The sequence below is a fragment of the Paenibacillus provencensis genome, from assembly GCF_042678545.1.
Classification (GTDB): Bacteria; Bacillota; Bacilli; order Paenibacillales; family Paenibacillaceae; genus Paenibacillus; species Paenibacillus provencensis.
Genome location: NZ_JBHTKX010000005.1, coordinates 39,892 through 63,313 on the forward strand (window position 1 = coordinate 39,892; position 23,422 = coordinate 63,313).

Annotated in this window: 21 protein-coding genes; 16 read left to right on the plus strand and 5 right to left on the minus strand. The window is 47.3% G+C overall.

Going from position 1 to position 23,422, the window contains the following annotated elements:
• Nucleotides 1-30 precede the first annotated feature (30 nt).
• Nucleotides 31-201, minus strand: coding sequence for a hypothetical protein (locus ACFQ3J_RS22030; protein ID WP_251584184.1), 171 nt, complete (start codon nucleotides 199-201; stop codon nucleotides 31-33).
• 130 nt (nucleotides 202-331) lie between these two features.
• Between ACFQ3J_RS22030 and ACFQ3J_RS22035 the strand changes: the two genes are divergently transcribed.
• Complete coding sequence (locus ACFQ3J_RS22035; protein WP_076315001.1) at nucleotides 332-547, plus strand: alpha/beta-type small acid-soluble spore protein; 216 nt, start codon at nucleotides 332-334, stop codon at nucleotides 545-547.
• A gap of 157 nt (nucleotides 548-704) precedes the next feature.
• Here ACFQ3J_RS22035 and ACFQ3J_RS22040 read toward each other — a convergent pair whose 3' ends face one another.
• Nucleotides 705-1,691, minus strand: coding sequence for a metal-dependent hydrolase (locus tag ACFQ3J_RS22040; protein ID WP_251584117.1), 987 nt, complete (start codon nucleotides 1,689-1,691; stop codon nucleotides 705-707).
• A gap of 267 nt (nucleotides 1,692-1,958) precedes the next feature.
• On the opposite strand from ACFQ3J_RS22040, the gene cyoE reads away from it, so the two are divergent.
• Entirely contained in the window at nucleotides 1,959-2,891 is a 933-nt protein-coding gene (gene cyoE / locus ACFQ3J_RS22045; protein ID WP_251584121.1) for a heme o synthase, read from the plus strand.
• A 173-nt stretch (nucleotides 2,892-3,064) separates the two neighbouring features.
• Nucleotides 3,065-3,682: an SCO family protein gene (locus tag ACFQ3J_RS22050; RefSeq protein ID WP_091161196.1), complete on the plus strand. Its 618-nt coding sequence runs from the start codon at nucleotides 3,065-3,067 to the stop codon at nucleotides 3,680-3,682.
• 12 nt (nucleotides 3,683-3,694) lie between these two features.
• Here the strand turns inward: ACFQ3J_RS22050 and ACFQ3J_RS22055 are convergent, their stop codons facing one another.
• Together ACFQ3J_RS22055 and ACFQ3J_RS22060 are read right to left on the minus strand one after the other, a co-directional pair.
• Nucleotides 3,695-4,036: a toprim domain-containing protein gene (locus ACFQ3J_RS22055; RefSeq protein ID WP_091161195.1), complete on the minus strand. Its 342-nt coding sequence runs from the start codon at nucleotides 4,034-4,036 to the stop codon at nucleotides 3,695-3,697.
• 141 nt (nucleotides 4,037-4,177) lie between these two features.
• Nucleotides 4,178-5,338: an MFS transporter gene (locus tag ACFQ3J_RS22060; protein WP_251584122.1), complete on the minus strand. Its 1,161-nt coding sequence runs from the start codon at nucleotides 5,336-5,338 to the stop codon at nucleotides 4,178-4,180.
• A gap of 263 nt (nucleotides 5,339-5,601) precedes the next feature.
• Between ACFQ3J_RS22060 and ACFQ3J_RS22065 the strand changes: the two genes are divergently transcribed.
• From ACFQ3J_RS22065 to ACFQ3J_RS22115, 11 genes are all read left to right on the plus strand, one after another.
• Nucleotides 5,602-6,036, plus strand: coding sequence for a hypothetical protein (locus ACFQ3J_RS22065; protein ID WP_091161191.1), 435 nt, complete (start codon nucleotides 5,602-5,604; stop codon nucleotides 6,034-6,036).
• Nucleotides 6,037-6,070: 34 nt separating this feature from the next.
• Nucleotides 6,071-7,210, plus strand: coding sequence for a transglutaminase domain-containing protein (locus ACFQ3J_RS22070; protein ID WP_091161190.1), 1,140 nt, complete (start codon nucleotides 6,071-6,073; stop codon nucleotides 7,208-7,210).
• Between the two features lie 48 nt (nucleotides 7,211-7,258).
• The gene (locus tag ACFQ3J_RS22075; protein ID WP_244533643.1) at nucleotides 7,259-9,304 is read left to right on the plus strand and encodes a peptidoglycan D,D-transpeptidase FtsI family protein; all 2,046 of its coding nucleotides are present in this window, start codon (nucleotides 7,259-7,261) and stop codon (nucleotides 9,302-9,304) included.
• A gap of 167 nt (nucleotides 9,305-9,471) precedes the next feature.
• Complete coding sequence (locus tag ACFQ3J_RS22080) at nucleotides 9,472-11,508, plus strand: peptidoglycan D,D-transpeptidase FtsI family protein (RefSeq protein WP_091161188.1); 2,037 nt, start codon at nucleotides 9,472-9,474, stop codon at nucleotides 11,506-11,508.
• 176 nt (nucleotides 11,509-11,684) lie between these two features.
• Nucleotides 11,685-13,730: a peptidoglycan D,D-transpeptidase FtsI family protein gene (locus ACFQ3J_RS22085; protein ID WP_091161187.1), complete on the plus strand. Its 2,046-nt coding sequence runs from the start codon at nucleotides 11,685-11,687 to the stop codon at nucleotides 13,728-13,730.
• Between the two features lie 262 nt (nucleotides 13,731-13,992).
• Nucleotides 13,993-14,964 (plus strand): metal ABC transporter solute-binding protein, Zn/Mn family, encoded by a 972-nt coding sequence (locus ACFQ3J_RS22090; RefSeq protein ID WP_091161185.1) that lies wholly within the window; start codon nucleotides 13,993-13,995, stop codon nucleotides 14,962-14,964.
• A 54-nt stretch (nucleotides 14,965-15,018) separates the two neighbouring features.
• Complete coding sequence (locus ACFQ3J_RS22095; RefSeq protein WP_091161183.1) at nucleotides 15,019-15,819, plus strand: metal ABC transporter ATP-binding protein; 801 nt, start codon at nucleotides 15,019-15,021, stop codon at nucleotides 15,817-15,819.
• A 6-nt stretch (nucleotides 15,820-15,825) separates the two neighbouring features.
• A complete protein-coding gene (locus ACFQ3J_RS22100) occupies nucleotides 15,826-16,758 on the plus strand; it encodes a metal ABC transporter permease (protein ID WP_379294023.1) in 933 nt (310 codons plus the stop codon).
• A gap of 17 nt (nucleotides 16,759-16,775) precedes the next feature.
• Complete coding sequence (locus tag ACFQ3J_RS22105; RefSeq protein WP_091161180.1) at nucleotides 16,776-17,666, plus strand: metal ABC transporter permease; 891 nt, start codon at nucleotides 16,776-16,778, stop codon at nucleotides 17,664-17,666.
• Between the two features lie 230 nt (nucleotides 17,667-17,896).
• Nucleotides 17,897-18,667: a Cof-type HAD-IIB family hydrolase gene (locus ACFQ3J_RS22110; protein WP_280142888.1), complete on the plus strand. Its 771-nt coding sequence runs from the start codon at nucleotides 17,897-17,899 to the stop codon at nucleotides 18,665-18,667.
• 36 nt (nucleotides 18,668-18,703) lie between these two features.
• Entirely contained in the window at nucleotides 18,704-20,335 is a 1,632-nt protein-coding gene (locus ACFQ3J_RS22115; protein ID WP_091161179.1) for a putative polysaccharide biosynthesis protein, read from the plus strand.
• Nucleotides 20,336-20,418: 83 nt separating this feature from the next.
• On the opposite strand, the gene ACFQ3J_RS22120 is transcribed toward ACFQ3J_RS22115, so the two are convergent.
• On the minus strand, nucleotides 20,419-21,705 hold the full coding sequence (locus ACFQ3J_RS22120) for a DUF2515 family protein (protein ID WP_251584124.1): 1,287 nt from the start codon (nucleotides 21,703-21,705) through the stop codon (nucleotides 20,419-20,421).
• A gap of 124 nt (nucleotides 21,706-21,829) precedes the next feature.
• On the opposite strand from ACFQ3J_RS22120, the gene ACFQ3J_RS22125 reads away from it, so the two are divergent.
• Together ACFQ3J_RS22125 and ACFQ3J_RS22130 are read left to right on the plus strand one after the other, a co-directional pair.
• A complete protein-coding gene (locus ACFQ3J_RS22125) occupies nucleotides 21,830-22,174 on the plus strand; it encodes a thioredoxin family protein (protein ID WP_091161175.1) in 345 nt (114 codons plus the stop codon).
• A 286-nt stretch (nucleotides 22,175-22,460) separates the two neighbouring features.
• Nucleotides 22,461-23,354 (plus strand): COX15/CtaA family protein, encoded by an 894-nt coding sequence (locus tag ACFQ3J_RS22130; protein WP_379294091.1) that lies wholly within the window; start codon nucleotides 22,461-22,463, stop codon nucleotides 23,352-23,354.
• Nucleotides 23,355-23,422: the final 68 nt, after the last annotated feature.

Here is a 23,422-nt window from a genome sequence, read left to right on the forward strand (position 1 = left end):
ATAAAAGAGCAAAGAAGAGCTTGATCTTGATCAAGCTCTTCTTTTTTTGGCCTTTATAACAAAGCCCCAGCCGATATTGGCTACGGACAAGACAGCGAATAGCAGAGCATACCACAAGGAATAGCTAAGGGCTACGGCAGTTGCCATAAGCAGAAGCATCGAAGAGATCGCAAACCAAGCGGACAGACCTTTACTCATCATTTTGTAAAATACCTCCAGGTAAATGTTTTTTTGAAAAAGAGAATAGCTTCAAATAGTAAGAGACATAATAATCTTGCAAGCTTGCACAGCACATATTAACAGCATGAGAAGCGAAAGGAGATTACACATTATGGCATCTCGTTCTAACAATCTGGTAGTACCACAAGCAACGGCAGCTCTTCAACAGCTTAAAATGGAAGCGGCTCAAGAATTGGGTGTAACTATTCCAGCTGACGGCTACTACGGTAACTACACTTCCCGTGAAACAGGTTCACTCGGTGGATACATCACAAAACGTCTTGTGCAATTAGCTGAACAACAACTGTCTGGCCGCAGCGGCATGTAACTTAGACAGTATATAATTCGAAGTCATAAGCCTAGAGCGGCATAAAGCCGATTTAGGCTTTTTGTGCGTTAATCCCTTTGTGCTGATTTTGCCTGAATAAACCGCTTTCCGTCAAGAACAAAAAACGGCCTTGATGGGCCGTTTCAAGTAGATCGTACTATATATTCGAGCTGATGGAGAGCTTCTTCTCCATCTTATCTTCACTAAGCCAGCCGACGTAGGTGCTGATCGGCTCGTAGTTCTTATCCATGACAACACAGGCGACAAAAGGATATTGCTTGCGATGCCGGTATCTAACATCACCCCAGCGGACAAAGTATCCGAAGCTCAGCTCTTCTACCTCTGCGACTGCAAAGGATGTGAAGTAGAGAAATGCTTGGATGTCGGGATGTTCTTTGGATTTAGCAACCGCCGGATGGTTTGAAGATACGGCATGCTTTTTCCAGGTAAGCTCATTTCCGTCCAGCTTGCCGATCTCGTAGCTTCCATCTTCATGGGCTTTAACGACATGCCAGCGGTTCAAATGGATTGTCGGAATGACATAATATTTGTCGCTGGCTTTAGAAGCAGGGTCCATCCGTCTGACATGAGCTGTTCTGGCGAAGTGAACCCATGTGCGCCAAACGTAATAAAACGCTAAAAATATATACAGCACGGTAAAAATTCCAGCAGGGTGAAATACACCGAAGGCCCATAGCAGGATAGCTGCGATATGGGTGCCGAATAAAACCGGATCGAAGATGTGAATGATATTCCATGAGATCCACTTCTCCGTAATCGGCCGCAGAGCTTGTGTGCCGTAGGTGTTGAACACATCTGTGAATACATGGATGCATACGGCGATACCGGTCCAGAGACCGAGATGCCCGATGGGAACGTCCCTGAATAGAAGAGCAATGACGGCAGTAATCAGTACAGTCCATATCGCAAGAAACGGAAGCGAGTGAGTAATGCCACGATGGTTACGTATATAAGTAGCATTGTTTTTCATACGAAGCGCTGTGTCGATATCAGGTGCTTGTGAACCGACGACGGTTCCGATCATGACGGCGAAGGCTAGTTCAGGATTAGCCGCAACTACCGGATCGACGTAGCTGAGTCCGGCAAGTCCTATGCCCATAACAAAATGTGTAGCGGTATCCATCTAAGATATTCTCCTTTGTTTTTGATATAAATGATAGCAGTAATACTTATTTTCCTGATAATGATCTGTTCAATTAGTAGATGCCCTATTCGCACATCCTGTATTCCATGAATTGAGATCAGCCCTAAATATAGATGAATTTGTCATATCCTATTCATATTTTCAAGTTTGATGTCAAAGACTTTCTTATTTTGTTATGTTAAAATTTAGTGCGGAGGCAATAATTACTCCCTCCACACGACGCAAAGCAAGGAGGATTATAGAAGCGTGAGTAATCGATATCGAGCCTCCTCCGATGCGGCAGCGCTCTCATCTCGGCAAACACCGCCGCAAGAGTCTGTCACCTGGAGAGACTTCGTTACATTGGCTAAACCCGGCATCCTCCGGAGCAATCTTATCGCCGCTTTTGGCGGATATTGGCTTGCTTCTCAATGGGACATAAATTACCTCAAAATGATAATAACCTTGCTCGGAACGGTTCTCGTTATGGCTTCAGCCTGTGTGTTCAATAACTACTTTGATCGTGAATTGGATAAAAAAATGGAACGTACAAGGGATCGCGCACTTCCTACGGGAAAGCTTAGCCCACAGCTAGTGCTCACTTATGCATTCATACTGGGCATTGTTGGACTTGCCCTATTGTTTGCTTTCTCCGGCTGGCTGGCAGGAGTACTTGGCATATTTGGAATGTTTGTATACGTTATTGTGTATACGTTATGGCTTAAGCGCTCCTCAACATGGAGTACTTCCATGGGAGGCTTCTCCGGAGCGGTACCTCCTGTCATCGGATATGTTGCTGTGACCGGGACACTGGATATGGGAGCGATCCTGCTCGGTGCTTTGCTGTTTTTGTGGCAGCCGCCACATTTCTGGTCACTCGCCATTCGCCGTTTGGATGATTACAAGAATGCCGGTTATCCGCTGCTTCCGGTAGTAAAGGGAATCCATCGTACCAAAATTCAAATGATTCCTTATTTGATCCTTCTGGTTCCCGTACCCATATTAATGTATGTCTACGGATACACAGGCATCATTTTTATGGGCGTATCCTTACTGCTGTCATTAATATGGCTGTTCCTCGGCTTTCAGGGCTTCAGGGCCAGAGACACCGATGCCTGGGCCAAAAAGATGTTTTTCTTCTCCATCAATTATTTAACCATTAGTTTTATTTTAATGATCCTGGATACCGTGCGCTATTAGATTTATCTCTAAGCCCGGTATGAACAGTAATTACACTTTCAATGAAGAATTCAATCAATGAACATACAGGAGTCCCTGTCAGGCGTACAGTTGAAAGGATCCTCCTTTTCTAGATCCGATTTTAAATTTGTTACATACTTTGGGGATAATGTAAGAAGGGGAGAGGGGATATCATGGCGCTGTTCAGAAAATACATATGGACCTGGATATTGCTGCTGATTGCAGCAGCGATGGCTGGTTATCTCATTTATAATGCTCTTGATCTAGGGGAAGAAGCGTTTCCGGTAGCAGGGGAAGTAACTGACTTTAGTATGGAAAATGTAGATGGAAGCACCGTTTCACTATCGGATACGGAGGGGAAGGTAAGGCTGTTTTATTTCTATTTTACAAGCTGTCCAGACGTATGTCCGGTAACGACGTTCTCGATGTCTCAAGTGCAGGAATTATTGAAGGAAGACGGCACTTTCGGCAGAGATGCTTCCTTTGTATCCATCTCCTTTGATCCAGAGGTGGACACGAGAGAGAAGATCAAAGAGTTCGCTGATCGTTTCAAGGCAGATTATTCAGGCTGGTACTTCTTGAGAGGGGATGCGGAAGAGACGAAGCAGCTGGCGAGAGACTCTTTCAAGATTATTATTGAAGGAGACAAGGCGGATAACTTCGTCCATGCCAATTATATTGGTCTTGTAGATAAGGACAATAATCTTCGGAAGGTGTATAACGCATCGGATATGGAAGCCTCAGCTCCGGATGTCATCGCAAGAGATGTTAGGACACTGGTAAACGAGTAGCACTTCGTTCTGCTAGAACACCTCCGGATAAATGATAAAAGCTTCAAGACCGGCCTTCTCCAGCTGCGCAACTAGATACTCATCAGGTGTACCTTCGACGCCCGCGTAGCCTTTTCTTGTGTATATTTGTTCTGCATCGGGAAAGGTGTCGCGCAGCATGGCCCTTATTCGTTTGCCTGAGCTATCATTGTCCATGAACAGATAGACTTCATCATCCTGGACACGCTTGCGAAGCGTCTCCAGCTTCTCGCTGTTGAGCGTACCAAAGGTGCATAGTATGGATATTTCAGGATCAAGCAGCCTTCGGAGCTTGCTGCGGTCGTTCTTACCTTCAACAATGACATGAATCGGCATCGTAGGCTTCACCTCTAGTATATTAAGTATCGAAATTCCCCGGGAAATGTTTGTTTATATTTTAGCGCAATTTTGGAATTTGATGCAAAAAAGGTCTGCCATGAAGAAGGCAGGCCTTTTATGTATGGGTATCATCTATTGTTAAACATGCTTGGCTTCCGAATGGGACAAGGTAGATGCTTTGAACTTGTTAGGGAAAGGAAGGAGAAGCAGACCAAGCATTAATACTATAAATGCAAGGAAATATGGCGAGACATCCAAACGGATTTGTCCTGCTGCGATCGGCCCTACGAAGGAGCCCAGTGAAGTGGCAATTGACTGGATCGAGAACACTCTTCCAAGCCGCACTCCTTGACTGAGCTGAACAAGCATGGAAGCCAGTGCAGGGAAGATAATCCCTTTGGAACTACCGAGAATAAACAGAATCAGCCACAACGGAATTTGGGGTGCAGCGGCCATAAGAAAAAAACTAAACGCCATGAGCAAAACACCGCTTGCCAGCCTCAGAGTGGGCGAATAGAGATTGAGAAAGAGCATGCTCAGCGTACCGAGGGCACCCAGACTGATGATGGAGAATAACAGTCCTGTAGATAGGATCGAGGCCGACCCACTGCCTCTAAGGGGCAGTTCGAAGAAAAGAATGCCTTGTGCACATGCGATAACCAGTGGAAGCACGAAAAAGCGCCATGAAATTGGAAAGAAGCTGCGAGTCGGGCTGTCCTCTGTCTGTGGGGGTGGTGCATTAGCTGCACTCATTTTTACGGCTGGCAGTGTGAAGTATGCCATAATTCCAGTAATGATCAGCAGGATGCCAAGACTCTGGAAAGTTCCCGAGAATCCAATGCCTGCAACGATAAATGCTCCTGCAGCCGGAGAGACAACGGAAGCGAGGGTGTGAACCACGCCATGCCCAGACATATATTTGCCTTGGGTAATGGGATCTGATGATAGCTGGGCAAGAAGGGTCATACAGGCTGGAGACAGAAAAGCAAGCACAAAGCCGCTAATGGCCCGAAGCAGAAGCAGTTGCCAAGGAGTTTCGACTTGGGATTGCAGGAGCAGTACGATCCCAGCAGCAGTCAAGCTGAAGATGATATACCGCCGGCTCCCATGCTTATCAATCTGAGTGCCTGCAATGAGATTGCCAGGAAGGTGGGTAAGCGAGTAGATCCCCATCATCCAGCCTATAAATGTAGGGACGGCTCCAAGCGAAAGCGCAAAGGGAGTGAGTATCGGATATTGAGCATGCAAATCAAAAAAGGCGAGAAATAGAAAAAGATAGAGCCATACGGCTGTTTTCAAGCGAACTGCACCTCCTTTTTTCGAGTCGAACAAGCATAAGCACACATGATATACTTGTACGCTGGACAAACGTGTCTTATACCGTTTTTTTCCACAGGATGGTGCTTATATGACAGGGACATCGGTAATCATGTATAATATTCGGGAGATTGAACCAAGAGCAAGGCGAGTAACCGTTAAAGATTAACCTCGATGATGACACAATCTTGAATGGACCGATAAAGTGGTTTAGAACTAAAAGTTTTGAAAAGGTGGTCAAATGGATGGATATAGAAGTTTGGAAAGAGTTTATTTCGCAAAATTGGCTTGTTATCGTAATCGCGCTTATTCTGTTATTCGTCGTAATTAATGTGCTGAGAACCGTGCTCAAATGGGTAATTGTCGTCGTTATTGTTGCGGCGCTCATCATCTATAGTGGTGTTTCATTTGAACAGATTAAGACCGTTGTCAGTGATGTCGGTACAAGCACGATGGATACATTGGGAACAGAGGCCGCTGAGCTCATGCAAAAGGAAGCGGAGAAAGCGGAGTATGTAGTGAATCCGGATGGTACCTTTACCATCACGAGTCCAAATGTTGAAGTGAATGGCAAGCAGGGTGAAGATAAGGTTAAAGTGTCTGTCCGCGGCATATCACTCGGAGAGTGGAGTGTAAACGATACGGTTAAATTGTTTATGGAAACAGCTCAGAATAAATAGGCACGTTGTAGTGATGCAAGAAAGCAGGTGAATTATGATTGAAGCTTGGATAGGGAGTGTGAAGGAGGGGAACCTCATTACGCTCATACTAATGGTGATCATCCTCATATCGTTGTTGCAGGGCTTTGTCCGAGGAGCATCGCGTTCGGCAGGAACACTGGTGAACCTGATTACCGAAGGTGTGTTCACGATCGTCGGGATCGCAGGTGCATTCTTGCTATCCTTGAAGCTGTCTCCTACCGTACAGGCATGGCTCTCGGGTTATAGTGAAGCGATGCCGAGCCGGGACTTGAACACATGGGAGCAAATATATTACACGGTCCTTACGGCACTGGCTGATTTCCCGCTGTTACGGTTTGCCGTGCTGTTTGTTATAAGTTATAGCATTATTCGTTTCATTCTAAGCTTGATTGGCGGATTCTTTAGAGGAACCTCAACCGGTGAAGCCCGCAATAATCCAGGCTTTCTCAGCCGACTAATGGGAGCTTGCTTCGGTGCTGTTGTTGGGGCGGCTAGATGCGTATTGGTTATAGCACTGCTATTTATTGTAGTGAGTCTGTATCCTGGCAGTTCTTTCAGCAATTATGTAGAGTCGTCACCGATGTATCAGCAAGGTGCCAAATCCGTAATTGAACCGATATCTGGAAACCTTATTAAGGACAAGCTTCCGGTTATCAGCCAAGCGGCTCAGAAGGAATTTAACGGCATGATGCAGCGGAGATACGAGGTTATTGATCGTAATATTCCTGAGGATATTGAAGGAGCTGCAGCTAAGATTGTGGAAGGTGCCGCTACAGACGAACAGAAGGCAAGAGAGCTCTATGAATGGGTAGGAACCCGGGTTGAGTATGATTATGGAAAGGTCGAGGATTACGAGCAGCGCGGAATATGGAATGAGCAGACGCCGCAGGATACATTCGATACCATGATGGGTGTATGCATTGACTATGCCAGGTTATATGCGGTGATGGCTCGTTCACAGGATCTCGAAGTGAGAGTGGTTACGGGTCTTGGGTACAATGGTCAAGGCGGCTATGGTGCTCATGCCTGGAATGAAGTATACCTGAGTGAGCAGGATACTTGGGTCCCACTTGATCCGACATGGGCAAATAGCGGCGATTGGTTCAATCCGCCTCATTTTTATGACACCCATATCAAAGATCAGACCGTCTAAACAGGCTCTCTGGTATATTTCGGAGTAGCAAGAAAGGGTAGTAGCATAATGAACAAAGAGGAGATGGCTTCGTATCTAGGTAAGCAAACAAACAATGAGAAGGGCTTTGCCTTTCGCTTAAATGTTTTTTTTCTTGCGACATTTCTTATTTTTACTGTACTGATTGTAAGATTAGCTTATTTGCAACTGGTGCAGGGACCGACGATGCAGAAGGAAGAAGCAAGTATTGCAACCAAAAGCGTATCTATTGCGCCCATTCGTGGAACAATCTTCGATTCGACAGGCGAGAACAAAATTGCATATTCTTCATCCACTCAATCCTTGTACATGAGCTTGGATAAGAACTACAGTCTTGAAGAGAACAAGGCTGAACTGGAGAGCATCATTTCGGAGCTTAAAGCTGTTTTGGATGAGTATGGCGATCCAGAAACAACCATGACTGAGCAGGAGATTGAAGATGCGCTCGATATTACGTATCGACAAAATTATGGATATACCCCTCGGCGGATTAAAACAGATCTGACCAATGAGGAAATTGCCTATTTCTTGTCTCATAAAGAGGATTTCCCCGGTGTTGAAGTGGTAGAGGAGAATATTCGCCATTATGACAAGGATACGGTTGCTGTGCAGACCGTTGGGTACATGAAGCCTTTCCGTTCCGTTATTGATCCGGAGTATGGTATTGAATTTTACATTCAAGCCAAGGAAGAGGAGGACCCGGCGCTCCAATATCTCGATAATGAAGAGGTCGGATATGACGGAGTGGAGCTGATGTTCCAGGAGGAGCTTCGCGGTACAAAAGGGCTCAAGACCTTCCCGGTGGACTCGCAGAATCGGATCTCGGGCGAATCGACATTGACTTCTCCCGACAAGGGCAACAATGTCTGGTTGTCGATCAATAAAGATGTGCAGCTGGCAACCGAGCAGGCCATTATGGATCAGCTGGAATATCTGCGGACTACTAGCAATTCGGCAGTCAATGCCCCGAATGCCAAAACCGGCTTTGCCGTTGCCATGGAAGTGGATACGGGTCAGATTGTGGCGATGGCGAGTATGCCTGACTATGACTCGAATGTGTGGTCCGAGGGCAGCAAAACTCAGGATGAAATTAATCAGATCTCACCATTCTCCTCTAATGGAGCCATTCGTGAGGTATATCAATCATACGGAAGCCAGGAAGAAAGCTATAAGCATCCTTCTTCTACCGTGCTGCTCGGTTCCGTCATTAAACCGCTGTCGGTATTGATTGGACTGAATGAAGGGTTGTTTACAACCTCGACAGTATATAATGACACGGGAGCAGGCAAGTTCGGGAAGAAGGGGTACGAAACAACGGTCAGAAACTCAAGCAGTCACGTATACGGTTTGATCGATCCGGCATCCGCAATCGAACATTCGTCCAATGCCTTTATGGTAGAGATGGTAGCCAATAAGCTGTTTGATAAATACAACACCGGTGGTGTGGAAGTATGGGACAGCTACATGAAGCAGTTTGGGCTTGGTGTGAGCACAGAAAGTGGTTTGCCTGGTGAGCAGGATGGATTACGCGAGTATATCCATGAGCAGGAAAGTACGGGGACTCAATCGGCTCTGGCTTACGCTTCATTTGGTCAGCAGGGCAAGTATACAACGCTGCAGCTGGCACAATACACGGCTATGCTTGCGAATGAAGGGAAAAGGCTGAAGCCCCAAATCGCCAGCAAGATTACCGATGAGGACGGAAATGTCGTCAAGGAATTCGGAGCGGAAATCTTGAATACGGTCGATATGGATGATGCCTACTGGGATGAAATCAAGCAAGGGATGAACAGCAGTGTGCAGGGCTTTGAGAATTTTCCTTATGATTATGCCCGCAAAACAGGAACATCCCAGCAGAGTGTAGGTGGGGCAGAAGTGGAGAATGGGGTGTTCATCACCTTCGCGCCGCGTGACAATCCGAAGCTCGCGATTGCTGTCGTTATTCCGGAAGGGAAATACGGCTCCAACAGTGCGGCACCGGTAGCAAGGAAGATTTATGACGCCTACGATCAGTACATCGGTCTGGACGGTACGCCTAAGGGAGAGAATGGGGTAACCACAGATTCTGAAGAGTAAAGGTTCGGATTCATATTTATGATGGAACAGTGTGTCTTGTATAGGTTCATATAAGGCATGCTGTTTCTTGTCGTTTGATGACGAAACTGTAACCGGCAGAGAGGAAATTTATTGTCCGGATATGGTAGAATGAAATACAGCAAAAGAAACACAAAGCGAGGTATCGTATGGCACAGCAGCAAAATCATGAAAAGGAAGAACTTTCGAACAAACGCCGTTTCAGTTTTCGATTGAACTTTTTCTTTTTTAGCTCTTTTCTTATCTTCTCTATTATTATTATAAGATTGGCCGTGCTGCAGTTTGTAGAGGGACCCGTGCTAGCTCAGCAGGAGAGCAGCAGTGTAACGAAGAGCATCCCATTGCTCCCTGTCCGTGGAACAATCTATGATGCAACCGGTGAAACCAAACTAGCGTATTCCGAGCCGATTCAATCCCTGTATATTACGTTGTACAAAAACTACAGCCAGCAGGAAGGCGGTCCTGAGAATCCGAATCGTCCAGAAGCAGAGGCCATGGCGGAGAAGCTGGCAGAAGTATTTGCTGAATATGGGGATACAGACCGGGAGCCGATGACCACCGAGGATATCATTAATGCTATGGATCTGGAGTATCGTCAAACTCATGGCTATACGCCGAGGCTGATCAAGAGCGATCTATCGGAAGAAGAGATTGCCTACTTCATGCAGCATAAGAAGGATTTTCCTGGTGTGAGTGTTATTGAGGAAACGGTTCGCAAATATGATGAGGATTCTGTAGCTGTACAAGCGATTGGTTATCTTAAGACGTTTAAGACGTCCAAGACACTGGCAGAGTATGATGCAATCGATAAGGAAAATGCCAGCCAAACTGATCCAGGGCTCGTATATTCTGAGCTTGAGTATGTGGGTGTAGATGGTCTGGAAAGACAGTATCAGGATGAACTGCGCGGGAAGGCCGGATACAGCCAGATTCCAATTAACCCGCTGAACCTTCCAGAGGAGGGAACGGTGATTCAGCCTCCACAGAAGGGTCATAATCTGATCTCGTCCATTAATAAGGACGTTCAGGTTGCGACCGAACAGGCAATTATGGATCAACTGGATTGGCTGCACAGTAACCCAGTCTCCGGTAAGCTCCATCCCAACGCCAAGACAGGCTTTGCTGTCGCCATGGAAGTCGACACAGGGAATATAGTCGCGATGGCCAGTATGCCGGACTATGATCCGAATGAGCCTTGGGATTATGACAAGGTCAAATACATTTATCGGAATGGTACGGTAGAGTCCTTCCCGCCGGATGATACGGGAAGACATCCCGAGTCGACGGTGTTGTTGGGTTCAACGGTGAAGCCGCTAAGTGTGTTAATTGGATTGAAGGAAGGCTTCTTCTCCCCTAATGGAACCGTTTATCAGGATAGAGGGATCGCCTATTTTGGACGGGATGATTCAAGTGTAAGGAACTCCCAGGGTCATGTATACGGATCTTTATCGGCTGCGACCGCAATCCAGCATTCCTCCAATGCCTTTATGGTTGATTTGATTGGAGAGGAGCTATGGAAAAAGTACGGCAGTGAAGGAATTAACATCTGGGATGATTACATGAAGGAGTTTGGTCTTGGAGTAGAGACAGGTGTGGATCTGCCCAAAGAATACGAAGGCTTCCTTGAGTACACCAATGAAGGGGAAACGGCACTAGCAAGACTTGCGTTTGCTTCATTTGGTCAGCAGGGCAAATATACGACGATGCAGCTGGCTCAGTATGCCACGATGCTAGCTAACAAAGGAAAGCGAATGGAACCGCATTTGGTGAAGGAAATTCGTGATGCGGAAGGCAATATCGTAGAGAAGATTGAGCCTAAGGTGCTCAATGAAGTCGACTTTAATAACACCTATTGGGAAACGATTCATCGTGGGATGAATACGGATGTAAGTATGGCCTTCTCCGGATTCCCTTATGACTTTGCTCGTAAGACAGGTACATCCGAGCAGGATATTTATTTTAATGGAACACGTAATCGGGTCGAGAACGGGGTATTTATCGCGTTTGCCCCGCGTGAGAATCCGAAGCTGGCTGTTGCGGTCGTCGTACCGGAAGGTGGATACGGCTCAAGCAGTGCTGCTCCAATTGCCCGTAAAATCTTTGATGCATATGATGAGGTATACGGTCTCGATGGTGTTCCGAAAGGAAAGCCAGAGAATACGGAAGGCGATACAACAGAACAATAAGCCCGACCAAAGCTGCCGAGATATTTTCTTTTTCTCGGCAGCTTTTTTTTGCCTGTGAATGGAATAAATTAGTATAATTAGAGTTGATAATCCATATAACCGTGCGAATCACATATGGCCTTAGTAATGAGCAGCAAAAAATACAGTTTGTATGACGATGGGGGAGGATTCATCCAATGAACCGTTACGAGCAGGAGCAAGAAAAGCTGCTTAAGGCGAATAGAAGAAATTTCCGTCTTAATCTCACCTTTTTCTCTGCCTTTCTGCTGTTTTGTGTACTGATCGTACGCCTGGCCTTTTTACAGTTTGTCGAAGGTGCTGAATTGACTGCTCTAGAGCATGGAGAGAATCGGAAGGCGGTGCCGATGATGCCTGTACGAGGTACGATTTATGATGCAACCCATACGCCGCTTGCTTATTCAGAGCCTTCGCACTCGTTATATATAACCCTCTACAAAAATTACGCGAATGCAGACGGCATACCATCAGCAAGCCGGATTGAGATGAACCTGCTGGCTGAGGAGATTGCAGCTGTATTCAAGCAGCATGGTCATGCGGATGCGGAGGAGATAACCGCCGGGGACATTGTCGGTAAGCTGGATTTGAATTACTCCAAAGCTGGAGGATATGTACCGCGTTTGATTAAGAGCAACTTGTCTGCGGAAGAAGTGGCTTATTTTCTCCAGCATAAAGAACGATTTAAGGGAATCGACATCGTTGAAGAAACGGTGCGCAGATATCATAAGGATTCGCTCGCGGTGCAGACGGTAGGTTACTTGTATAAGTTCAAGGGAGCTAAGATAGAGCCGCTGTACGAGCAGATGGATCAGCGAAATGCAGAGATGGCTGTTAAGCAGCCTGGGCTATTTTATCAGGAGAATGAAAATGTCGGGTTCGGTGGTTTGGAGCTTCAATATCAGGAAGAGCTTCGAGGTGAATCGGGATATTGGCTCATTCCGGTGGATCCTCGTAACATGCCGATCGGGCCGGCAGAGCTTATACCCCCGCAAAAGGGTCATCATCTGTACACTACACTGCATAAGGACGTACAGAAGGCAACGGAGCAGGCCATTTTGGATCAGATACAGGCCCTTCGTTCGAGCGGGAAGAGTGAGTCGAAGAATGCATCAACCGGGTATGCGGTCGCGATGGAAGTGGACACAGGTCATGTAATCGCCATGGCCAGTATGCCGGATTACGATACAAATGTGTGGGAACAGGGCGGTGTATCTCCAGAGGTATATGACCAAATTCGCCATATTTATCAGAATGGTACCATTCGATCCTTCTTCCCTTCGGACAAAACAAACACGCCGGAATCGGTCGTTCTTCTCGGTTCCACTGTTAAGCCGCTCAGCGTTCTAATTGGTCTAAAAGAAGGGCTGATCAGCCCTTCCACAACGTATAATGACCTCGGTTCTGCTGAATTTGGCCGGGACGGATCGAGCGTCTCGAACTCAGGCGGTGCTGTCATGGGAAGACTGACGGTACAAGATGCCATACGTCGTTCCTCGAACGCGTTTATGGTCGATTTGATCGGTGAAGGGCTGTACCGGAGATATGGCAGTCAGGGAGTTGACATCTGGGATGAATATATGAAGGAGTTTGGGCTCGGAGTGGCGACCGGCGTGGACTTGCCGAATGAATTCAGGGGGCGGATTGAATACAGACAGGAGGGACAGACGGCACTTGCATCACTGGCGTTTGCCTCCTTCGGTCAGCAGGGCAAATATACCACATTGCAGCTTGCACAATATGCGGCGATGCTTGCTAATAAGGGAAAACGCATGGAGCCTCATCTCGTTAAGGAAATACGAGATTCACAAGGCAATGTCGTGAAGAGTATCAAGCCCAAGGTGCTGAATGAAGTTCAATTTGACAACAGCTATTGGAGCATTATTCATCGGGGTATGGATACGAATGTGGGTGCTGCCTTTAACGGTTTTGCATACGATTACGCGAGAAAAACGGGTACCTCACAGCAGATGATATATCCCGGCAATGGGCAGGCGCCAATCAACGTGGATAACGGGGTGTTTATCGCTTTTGCCCCTCGTGAGAATCCCAAGCTTGCGGTTGCAGTCGTCATTCCACAAGGAGGATTTGGAGCGAGCAGTGCTGCCCCTGTAGCACGTAAAATATTTGACGCTTATGACAAATACTATGGACTCGACGGCACTCCAGCATCAGATCGACCAGACAGCAATCGCAATTCGGACTGAGCTTTGCTAGCCATATTCGTGTCCAAGATTTAATCACATAAGGTAGATATGTTCAAGCAGGAGAAAATTTTCTCTTGCTTTTTTTTGTGGAATTCAATAAAATTTGCACTAAGGAAACATTATTGTGCTTGTATAATAAAAAAGTGCATGTACAAAATTATTTTACTTACGTAAATAACTTGGCCTAATGCTAAGTTACTTGTCTAACTATTGTCTGACCGCTGTTTAACCACAAAAAAATGGGTAAGGGGGAAATTGAAGAATGAGAAGATGTACAAGTAGAACCGGAAGTAAGTTGCACAAAATGATGATCAGCGTGGCTGTTGTGAGCTCGATGCTCGTATTGGCCGCATGCGGAAATGCCTCGGATGATGGAAGCTCGGCCTCTGCTGAGGATAAGCTCCAGATTACAACAACGACTGGGATGATTGCTGATGCAGCCCGCGAGGTTGGCGGTGAGCTCGTAGAAGTAACAGGACTGATGGGGCCAGGGGTTGACCCGCATCTGTACAAAGCTTCACAGGGAGATATTCAGAAGCTGGAATCTGCCGACGTTATTCTGTACAACGGTCTGCATCTTGAAGGGAAAATGTCAGATATCTTGATTAATATTGGCAAGTCAAAGCCAGTGGTGCAGGTAACCAAGGATATTCCGGAAAGTGAGCTGTTGATGGTGCCTTATGGTGACAGCGAGGAAGCAGATCCGCATATCTGGTTTGATGTTGAGAAATGGATTCAGGTTACAGATACGATCCGTAATGCACTGATTGAAGAAGATCCGGACAATACAGATACGTACAACACACAGGCGGATGCATATATTGAAGAGTTAAAAGCATTGCATGAAGAGGTAAAGACTCAGATTGCTACCATTCCACAGCAATCCAGAGTGCTTGTTACCGCTCATGATGCATTTGGATATTATGGCGAAGCATATGACATCGAAGTAGCGGGACTTCAGGGTATCAGCACATCGGCCGAAGCGGGTGCCAGCGATGTCAGCGAGCTAAGGGATTTTCTAGTGGAGCACAAGATCAAAGCGGTATTTGTGGAGTCCAGTATTTCGCCTAAGGCAATGGAAGCGATCGTAGCCGGAGCAGAAGAGAAGGGACATACCGTATCGATCGGCGGGGAGCTGTTCTCGGATGCCATGGGCCCTGAAGGCACAGAAGAAGGAACATATATCGGTATGGTGAAGCACAATACGAAGACGATTGTAGATGCACTAAAATAAACGTTTAAGCAGAGTAACAATGGGCCTTAGGCTATAGGAAGGGGTTGAGTGGGGATGAGCTCACTATCGTATGAACAATCAGGGAGGGATCATTCTCAGGGCAGCGATCAAATTCCGTTCTCGGTACGGAACCTGGCCGTTGCATATCATAAAAAACCGGTTCTGAGGGATGTAACCTTCAGTGTGCCGGATGGCAAGCTGATCGGAATTCTCGGTCCTAACGGAGCCGGTAAATCTACGCTGATCAAGGCTGCACTTGGGCTTGTTCCTACAATCAGCGGCGATGTCCGTATCTATGGCAAGCCGTATAAGGAGCAGCGCAAACGAATCGGATATGTCCCTCAGCGGGAGTCTGTGGATTGGGATTTCCCGACGAACGCCCTGGATGTCGTCTTAATGGGGCAGTACGGGCAGCTGGGCTGGTTTAAAAGACCGGGCAAAAAAGAAAAAGAGCTTGCATTGGAATGCTTGAGCAAGGTGGGTATGGCTGATTTTAGCAATCGTCAGATCAGCCAGCTCTCTGGTGGTCAGCAGCAGCGTGTCTTTTTGGCGAGAGCACTTGCGCAGAATGCTGATATATATTTTATGGATGAGCCGTTTGCAGGAGTCGATGCCACAACCGAGAAGGCGATTATTGGGCTGCTGGAGGCTCTTAAGAAGCAGGGCAAGACCGTTCTTGTCGTACACCATGATCTGGCTACCGTGGAAGAATACTTTGATCATGTACTGCTCTTGAATGGCAGGCTGGTTGCTGCAGGGCCGACAGCAGAGACGTTCACCCCCGACCTGCTAGAGCAGACTTATGGAGGCCGGATTGCCATGATCGGGCATTCCGCACCGAAGGATGGAAGGTGAGTTGGCATGTTTGAATGGATAGCTTCTGTAGTGACCGATCCTAATGTCAGATGGATTTTGTTTGGTTCAATGCTGCTCGGCTTCAGCAGCGGCCTGATCGGTTCCTTCACCTACCTTCGCAAACAAGGTCTGATCGGGGACACCCTTGCTCATGCGGCACTTCCGGGCATATGCATTGCGTTCATGCTGAGCGGGGTCAAGTCCACCTTCTTGTTCATGATTGGTGCCCTTGCTGCAGGCTGGCTGGCGACGATTGGGATATCACTTATCACACGCTATTCTCGAATCAAGCAGGATACCGCACTCGGCATCGTATTGTCTGTATTTTTCGGTATAGGAATTGTACTGCTGACACAGATCCAGCATGGGGACTATGGAAGTGCAAGCGGGCTGGATAAGTATATGTTCGGCCAGGCTGCTTCCATGGTCAGAAGCGATGTGTATATGCTGCTGGGAGTATCTGTTCTTCTGCTTGTCGTATGCTTCCTGTTATTTAAGGAGTTTAAACTGATTAGTTTTGATGCCGGCTTTGCAAGAGGAATGGGTTATCCATCAGCCTTTCTGGAGCAGCTGTTATTGTTCTTGACGGTTGTTGCAGTAGTCGCAGGTGTTCAAGTCATAGGGGTTGTGCTGGTCGCTGCTCTGTTGATTACGCCTGCTGCCGCAGCACGATATTGGACGAATGCACTTGGACTAATGGTCTGCCTGGCAGGGCTGTTCGGCGCAATCAGCGGGGCACTGGGCACGCTGATCAGTGCAACAACGCCGGATCTTCCTACAGGACCGGTTACAGTGCTGGTGATAACACTGATCTTCGGTGTTTCTGTCTTGATCGCACCCGGCCGTGGTTTACTTGCCAGAGAAATTAGGAAGTGGAGAACCAAGACGGAATACAACAATCAGCAGCAATCGGTAAATCGTGCTGAGGTCAGTAAATAGGAAGGGGGAAATCAACAATGTCAACATTCTGGATCTTACTAACAGCGATACTGGTTTCCTCGGCCTGTGCACTGCTCGGTACGTTTCTGGTGCTCAGAAAGATGGCAATGGTTGGGGATGCGATTAGCCACGCGGTCCTCCCTGGCATCGCCGTTGCCTTTTTGATCAGTGGTCGTGATTCACTGTGGATACTTGTCGGCGCTACCGCCTTTGGACTGCTTGCTGTCTTTCTGATGCAGCATCTGGAGTCCAGCGGGGTACAATCCGATGCTTCCATCGGAATTGTCTTTACAGCTCTGTTCGCCTTAGGTGTCATTCTGATCAGTTTAAATGCACAGAATGTCGACCTTGATCTGGACCATGTATTGTATGGTGAAATTACGTATGTTCAATGGGACCGACTGATCATTGGAGAGGCGGATCTCGGACCTAGAGCGGTATGGATGCTTGGAATTACACTGGCCATTATCCTTATGCTTCTAACCCTGTTTTACAAGCAGTTTAAGCTGGTATCCTTTGACCCGGCTCTGGCGGCGGCTACAGGAATTCCGGTAATGCTGTTCCACTATCTGCAAATGGGAATGGTGTCGATGACTTCGGTAGCTTCGTTTGACAGTGTCGGCGCCATTCTCGTTGTCGGCATGCTGATTGTACCGGCAGCAACGGCATATCTGCTCACAGATCGGCTATCACATATGCTGCTCATCAGTGTTCTTATTGGTGTAATCAGCTCATTTGCGGGGTATTATTCCGCCTTGATCATGGATTCGTCGATTGCCGGTTGCATGGTAGCTTCCGCAGGTGTTTTGTTTGTGCTTGCCTTCCTGTTCTCTCCACTCCATGGGGTTGTGGTTCGAAAATGGAAACAGAAACGAGGCAGCGTGACAAAAGATGCGCTGAAAGCATAAATATAATGGGCGTATGCGAGAGAAAACAGAATGATTATGATGATATGGCAGGCCGAGATAGAACTCGCCTGTCATTTTGTATTGTAATTTTTGTTGAACAATCCTGTTTTATGTTAAAATGTCGCTATGCCGAATCAATTTCATAACGGTATTATGAAATTGATGCTACCTTATAGAGAAAAAGGGAATTGGATAAGAGAGATGTATCATACAAAGGAGGTCAAACCTGCTTGAGTAATCATTATCAATATAAACTGCTTGCTTTGGATATGGATGGTACACTGCTGACTGACAATCATGAGATATCCCATGAGACATCCACCTGGATTCATAAAGCGATGGAGGCCGGTATTCATGTCTGCCTGTCCACCGGACGTGCCGCGCATCACGCGCTGCCTTACGGCCAAGAGCTGGGCCTTGAGACACCGATGGTTACGGTGAACGGAAGCGAAGTATGGAAATCGCCAAATGAGCTGCATATCCGTACACTGCTTGACCCCGAATTAATCAAGAAGATGCATGACATTGCTGTGAAGCATGACTGCTGGTTCTGGGCCTATTCTGTAGATCAGCTGTTTAATCGTGAACGCTGGGTGGATTCCATTATGGATCAGGAGTGGCTTAAATTTGGCTACACCACAGAGGATGATCAGGTGCGTCACGAGATTCTCATGGAGCTTCAGGATCTCGGCGGGCTTCAGATCACCAATTCCTCTCCGACCAACCTGGAAGTGAATCCGGCAGGAATATCGAAGGCGAGTGGTATTGGTGAAGTGTGCAAATTGCTAGGCATTACAATGGAAGAGGTTGTGGCTGTTGGTGACAGCTTGAACGATCTAGCGGTCATTCAGGCGGTCGGTCTTGGTGTGGCTATGGGCAATGCACAGGAGACCGTGAAGGAAGCAGCGGATCTTATCGTCGCTTCCAATAATGAAGATGGCATTGTGGAGGTCATTCGTGACCATATGTTAAAGGTAGATACGATTAAAATACAGCCTTAACGCTTCGCACGGGGAAGGAAGAAGGGAAAGAACGTTTTGTCTAAGAAAGAATCATTTATTAAGGGGACGCTGATTCTGGCTGCTGCGGCACTAGTCGCGCGCTTGCTGGGCCTTGTTCAGCGAGTTCCGCTTGAGCATCTGCTCGGACCTGTGGGGGACGCTTCATTCGGTGTCGCTAACAGCGTCTACCTTATGCTTCTTACAGTAGCCACAGCAGGAATTCCGAGCACGCTCAGTAAAATGGTATCTGAACGCTATGCGCTAGATAAGCCGCAGGATGCCAAAAGAGTATATCAAGCTGCGCTCATCTTCGCTGCTTTTGCCGGAATCGTCATGACCATTCTCTTATGGTCGCTCGCTCCATTCTACGCAACCTATATTGCTCAGGTCCCGGAGGCATCGACAGCAATTCGAGCGCTGGCTCCTGCATTGCTGCTGTTTCCGACCATTGCCATGATGCGAGGATACTTCCAGGGCCGTAACAATATGACGGCTGGGGGTATCTCGCAAATTGTGGAGCAATTCGCCCGAGTGGGAACGGCGATTCTGCTTGCATTCATTCTCTTGCGGCTTGGATATGCAGATGAAGAGGTAGCGGCAGGTGCTTCCTTTGGAGGAGTGCTTGGCAGTATCGGGGCTTTTGCAGTGATGATGTACTTTGCATTTAAGCAGTCCCGCAAGGACCAGTCGATGGGACTTGCACTGCATGCCAATACGCAGGTTCCATTATCACGCATCTACCGTGATATCTTTACGCTATCGATTCCTATCGTATTGTCATCCCTTGCGGTGCCTGTAGTGAATTTCATTGATTCCTCCATCATTAAACCGCTCATCAGCGGTGATGTCGGATCAGATGCGGCTACGAATCTGCTAGGGATCTTAACGAATCGGGCCCAGCCGGTGGCGGGGATTCCTCCGATTCTGGCCATTGCGCTTAGTCAGTCACTAATCCCTATTATTGCGGCTGCGTATGCCAGAAAAGATGAAAGTCATCTGCGCGGACAGGTTACCCTGGCGATGCGAATTGCTATCATGACAGGCATGCCGATGGTCATTGCACTTACCGTTGCTGCCTATTCCATTAATGGACTGCTGTTCAGTACTTTGGAAGGTGCCGGTGTGGTTGCTATGCTGACGTTCGGAACGATATTCCAGATTACGATGATGACATCGAATTCCATCCTGCTTGGAATCGGCAAACCCAAACTGACGATGGTTACCGTCTTTATCGGGATTGTGGTGAAGCTTGCCGCAAGCTTTGCGCTTGCGCCGTTCTTCGGCATCTATGGTATCATCGCCTCTACAGGTCTCGCATTCCTCATCATAACGGTACTAAATGTTCGTGTTCTGAAGAAAACAGTCAGCTTCTCCATCCTTGGCAAGAGGTGGGCAGGATTTGCTGCGACGGTCGTGCTCTCGGCAGGAATAGGATACGGGCTCCATCAATTAGGGCTGCCAATGGCTGAGCTGATGCCGTCTAGACTTGCTTACTTGATTAACTGCGGAATCGTTGGGCTGGCTGTTCTTATCAGCTACTTTGCTCTGCTCATACTTCTCGGCGTATTGCGAGAGGACGAGCTGAAGAGTTATCCGCGTATCGTTCAGAAGGTGCTCCGCCCGCTTATGAGATTGAAGCGTTCTGGTAATCAGGGAGCAAGAGGGTAACAGGGCGAGGATTTGAACATTTACTATATAGAAAAAAAGGCATCGTTTCCTCACCACGTGAGTGAAACGATGCTTTTTGCTATCTATATCAATCGATCCAGGTCGTGGATCATTGCCAGCTTGGATAGACTGCTCCTATGCTCATGGCTGATCTCGAACAGCTTGGGCCGTCTTGGAAGTGTGAGATGACCAAGACTATCGGTTTGAGTCAGCCAGTCTTCTCGTGATATTTTCTCATAAGGCAGATCATGCCAAACGTTCAATAACGTAGGGCTGTACAGCTTGTTCCCTGAAGGCAGTTCTTCATTTCGACTTAGCATAGGAGATACGAGAGTCTCATGTGTAGAGAGTCCTTTTTGATTTGTAAAGAATTTAGGCCAATATTCGCTTCTTGAGCCTTCATGAGGGACGGCAGAGGCATAAGCCGCAGCCCGGTCCAGCACTTGTTCGTGTCCGAATAGCAGAGCATACAGATTCTTGCCAAAATGAATCCGCTCATGCAACTTTCTGAAATTTGACAAGGTCAATCCAACGAGCTCCTGATTGAGGCCGAGCGGAATGACCATATGGTTGAGCCCGGCAATTTCATGAGAGCGGAAGGACAGAGTAGAAGTGACATGGTGCTGGTAGAACGGATTGCGAATGACACGGTACTCGATATAATTCTGTTCATTAATGATGAGTCCGACCGTCAGCAGTGCACTGTCCCTATTTAGCCAGAATTGCTCCCAGAAGGGTACCATAAAGGATGAAACGTGAAATTCCGATAGCAAATGAAAGTAGCTCCGGCCCTTTTCCTTACTTTTCATATATAGCAGCAGCTGAGGGTAGGCATCCTGAAAAATAAGGGCATTGCACCGTTCAAGCAGCAGGTATACCCTTTCTTTTTCTTGGTCATTCAGTATTGTTTTCAGCAATCCGCTGCGTAGATCTGTCATATTGTATCCACCGTTCCGGGATACGAAGTGGGCGAGCAGTGCCCAGTGCAGCTCCGGATAAGACTTATAGCAGGCGAGGTAGGCTGCTGTTCTGGAGACATTGCTTTGGTTGTGATATCTTGTCAGCTCTTTAATCTCTTGTACGAGCTCAAGCTCCTCTACACTGTATGGGTCAAGCTGGCTGCTCCGAAGGGAGGCCGTCTGAACGCCAGACGTTCTCATACTTGCCATCATATGCTCAAGCTGATGCTGAACCTGCACGGCAGAAGACGTCTGCCACGTCAGGGAGAGAAATGGATGACGCAGCTTCTTGGATGCTTCCCAGGCTGATTTTTTCCCAGTGATCATTTCTTTGACTGTGACCGGAATCGTTGTCATCAACTGCCAAATGGAAGGCTTCGGCTGCGCTTTATAATCTTGTTTGTCCATCATCAATATCTCCCTTTCGTCGAATCAACTCACTATGCTATAGTATGCACACAAAATTTGACTTCCACTCCATTGTTTGCTTCACTAAGGGTAATATAAAGATCCATAGCAGAAAGGAAGATAAACGATGAAACTAATGAATTCCAAAGCTGAGTTTGATGTGTCTATCCAATCCTCTAACCTGACTGTTGCTGTATTTAAGGCGGATTGGTGCGGTGACTGCACCTATATCAATCCATTCATGCCTGAGGTCGAGGAGAAATATGCCGATTCCTTATCGCTCATTCAAGTCGATGTCGATAAAGTGGAGGAGGTCAGCCAGGAGCAGAATATTCTGGGCATTCCCAGCTTTGTTGCTTACACCGATGGCCGGGAACTGATTCGTTTTGTTAATAAGAATCGCAAATCACGCGAAGAGATTGAGACCTTCCTGGAACGTGCGGTCGAAGTGTACAAGTCCATTCATAAATAAGAGGCTCGAAAAATTACACCGTTCTCCTTCTAACTAAGAGAACGGTGTTTTGCTGTGTCCTGATGGATATACTGAGATATACTCTGCCTTAAGAAACTTAGGGTGGTATGAAATGAATGTTAGGACGTTAACATTTTGTCACAATCGGTTTATGCCGGAGATTCTTTTATCCGTTATAATTGAACAAGAGCTGATGGATAGCTTCGCCATATTTCAAAACAGCAGGTGAATGAAGTTGAAACATATCAAATTGTTAAAATGGGTCAGTCTCGTGACGACCGTATTCATGTTCTTTGCCACGTTCGGCGGCGGTGTCGTTACCCGGACAGAATCCGGGCTTGGCTGCGGCAATGAGTGGCCGCTATGTCATGGTAAATTTGTACCGGCACACACGATTGCTTCGCTCATTGAGTACTCCCATCGAATTGTGAGTTCAACAGCTGGGCTGCTTGCGGTTGCGACCTTTGTACTATTCTGGTTGTACAGCAAGAAACGCCGCGATTTACAGATTTTTGCGCTATTGACGTTAATATTTGTCATTATTCAAGGAGCCATGGGCGCACTCGCCGTTGTCTTCTCCCAATCTCCACCCGTGATGGCTCTGCATCTTGGGTTTGCTTTTATCTCGCTAGCAGGTGCACTCATGACAACGCTTGGAGCCAGACAGGAAGAGAAATTCGGTGGTCTTGAGCGGTTTGACAGACTGCCCCGTGTCAGCAAGGGGTTCCGCAATCTCGTATGGATTACAGCTATCTATGCCTACGTTGTTGTGTATACGGGCGCTTTTGTAAGTCACACGAGCTCTGCAGGCGGATGCTCCGGCTTCCCACTATGTAATGGAGAAGTTGTGCCTGAGTTGTCTGGCGGAGTCGGCATAGCCTTTATGCACCGGGCTGCTGCGTTTCTGCTTGTTGCTGTCGTTGCCGTGCTCAGTCATTATGCTTATCGTCACCATAAGAATAATCGGGAAATGCAGGTGCTTGGCCTATCTGCGATCGGTCTAATTGTTCTTCAGGTACTCTCTGGTGTTGGATTAATGCTTACCATGAATCGTCCTGAAATCTACATGTTCGTCGTACTGGCACATATGACCATTATTGCCGTCTTGTTCGGCATGCTGTGTTATATGAGCTATGTCGTTTGGAGACTGGCGAAGCCAGCGGGCAGTAATAAGCTGTAACAGAACTAAGCCGGAAGAGAAGTTCATCGTTTCATATCATTTCGGGCAGTCATCTGCTGCCCGGCATA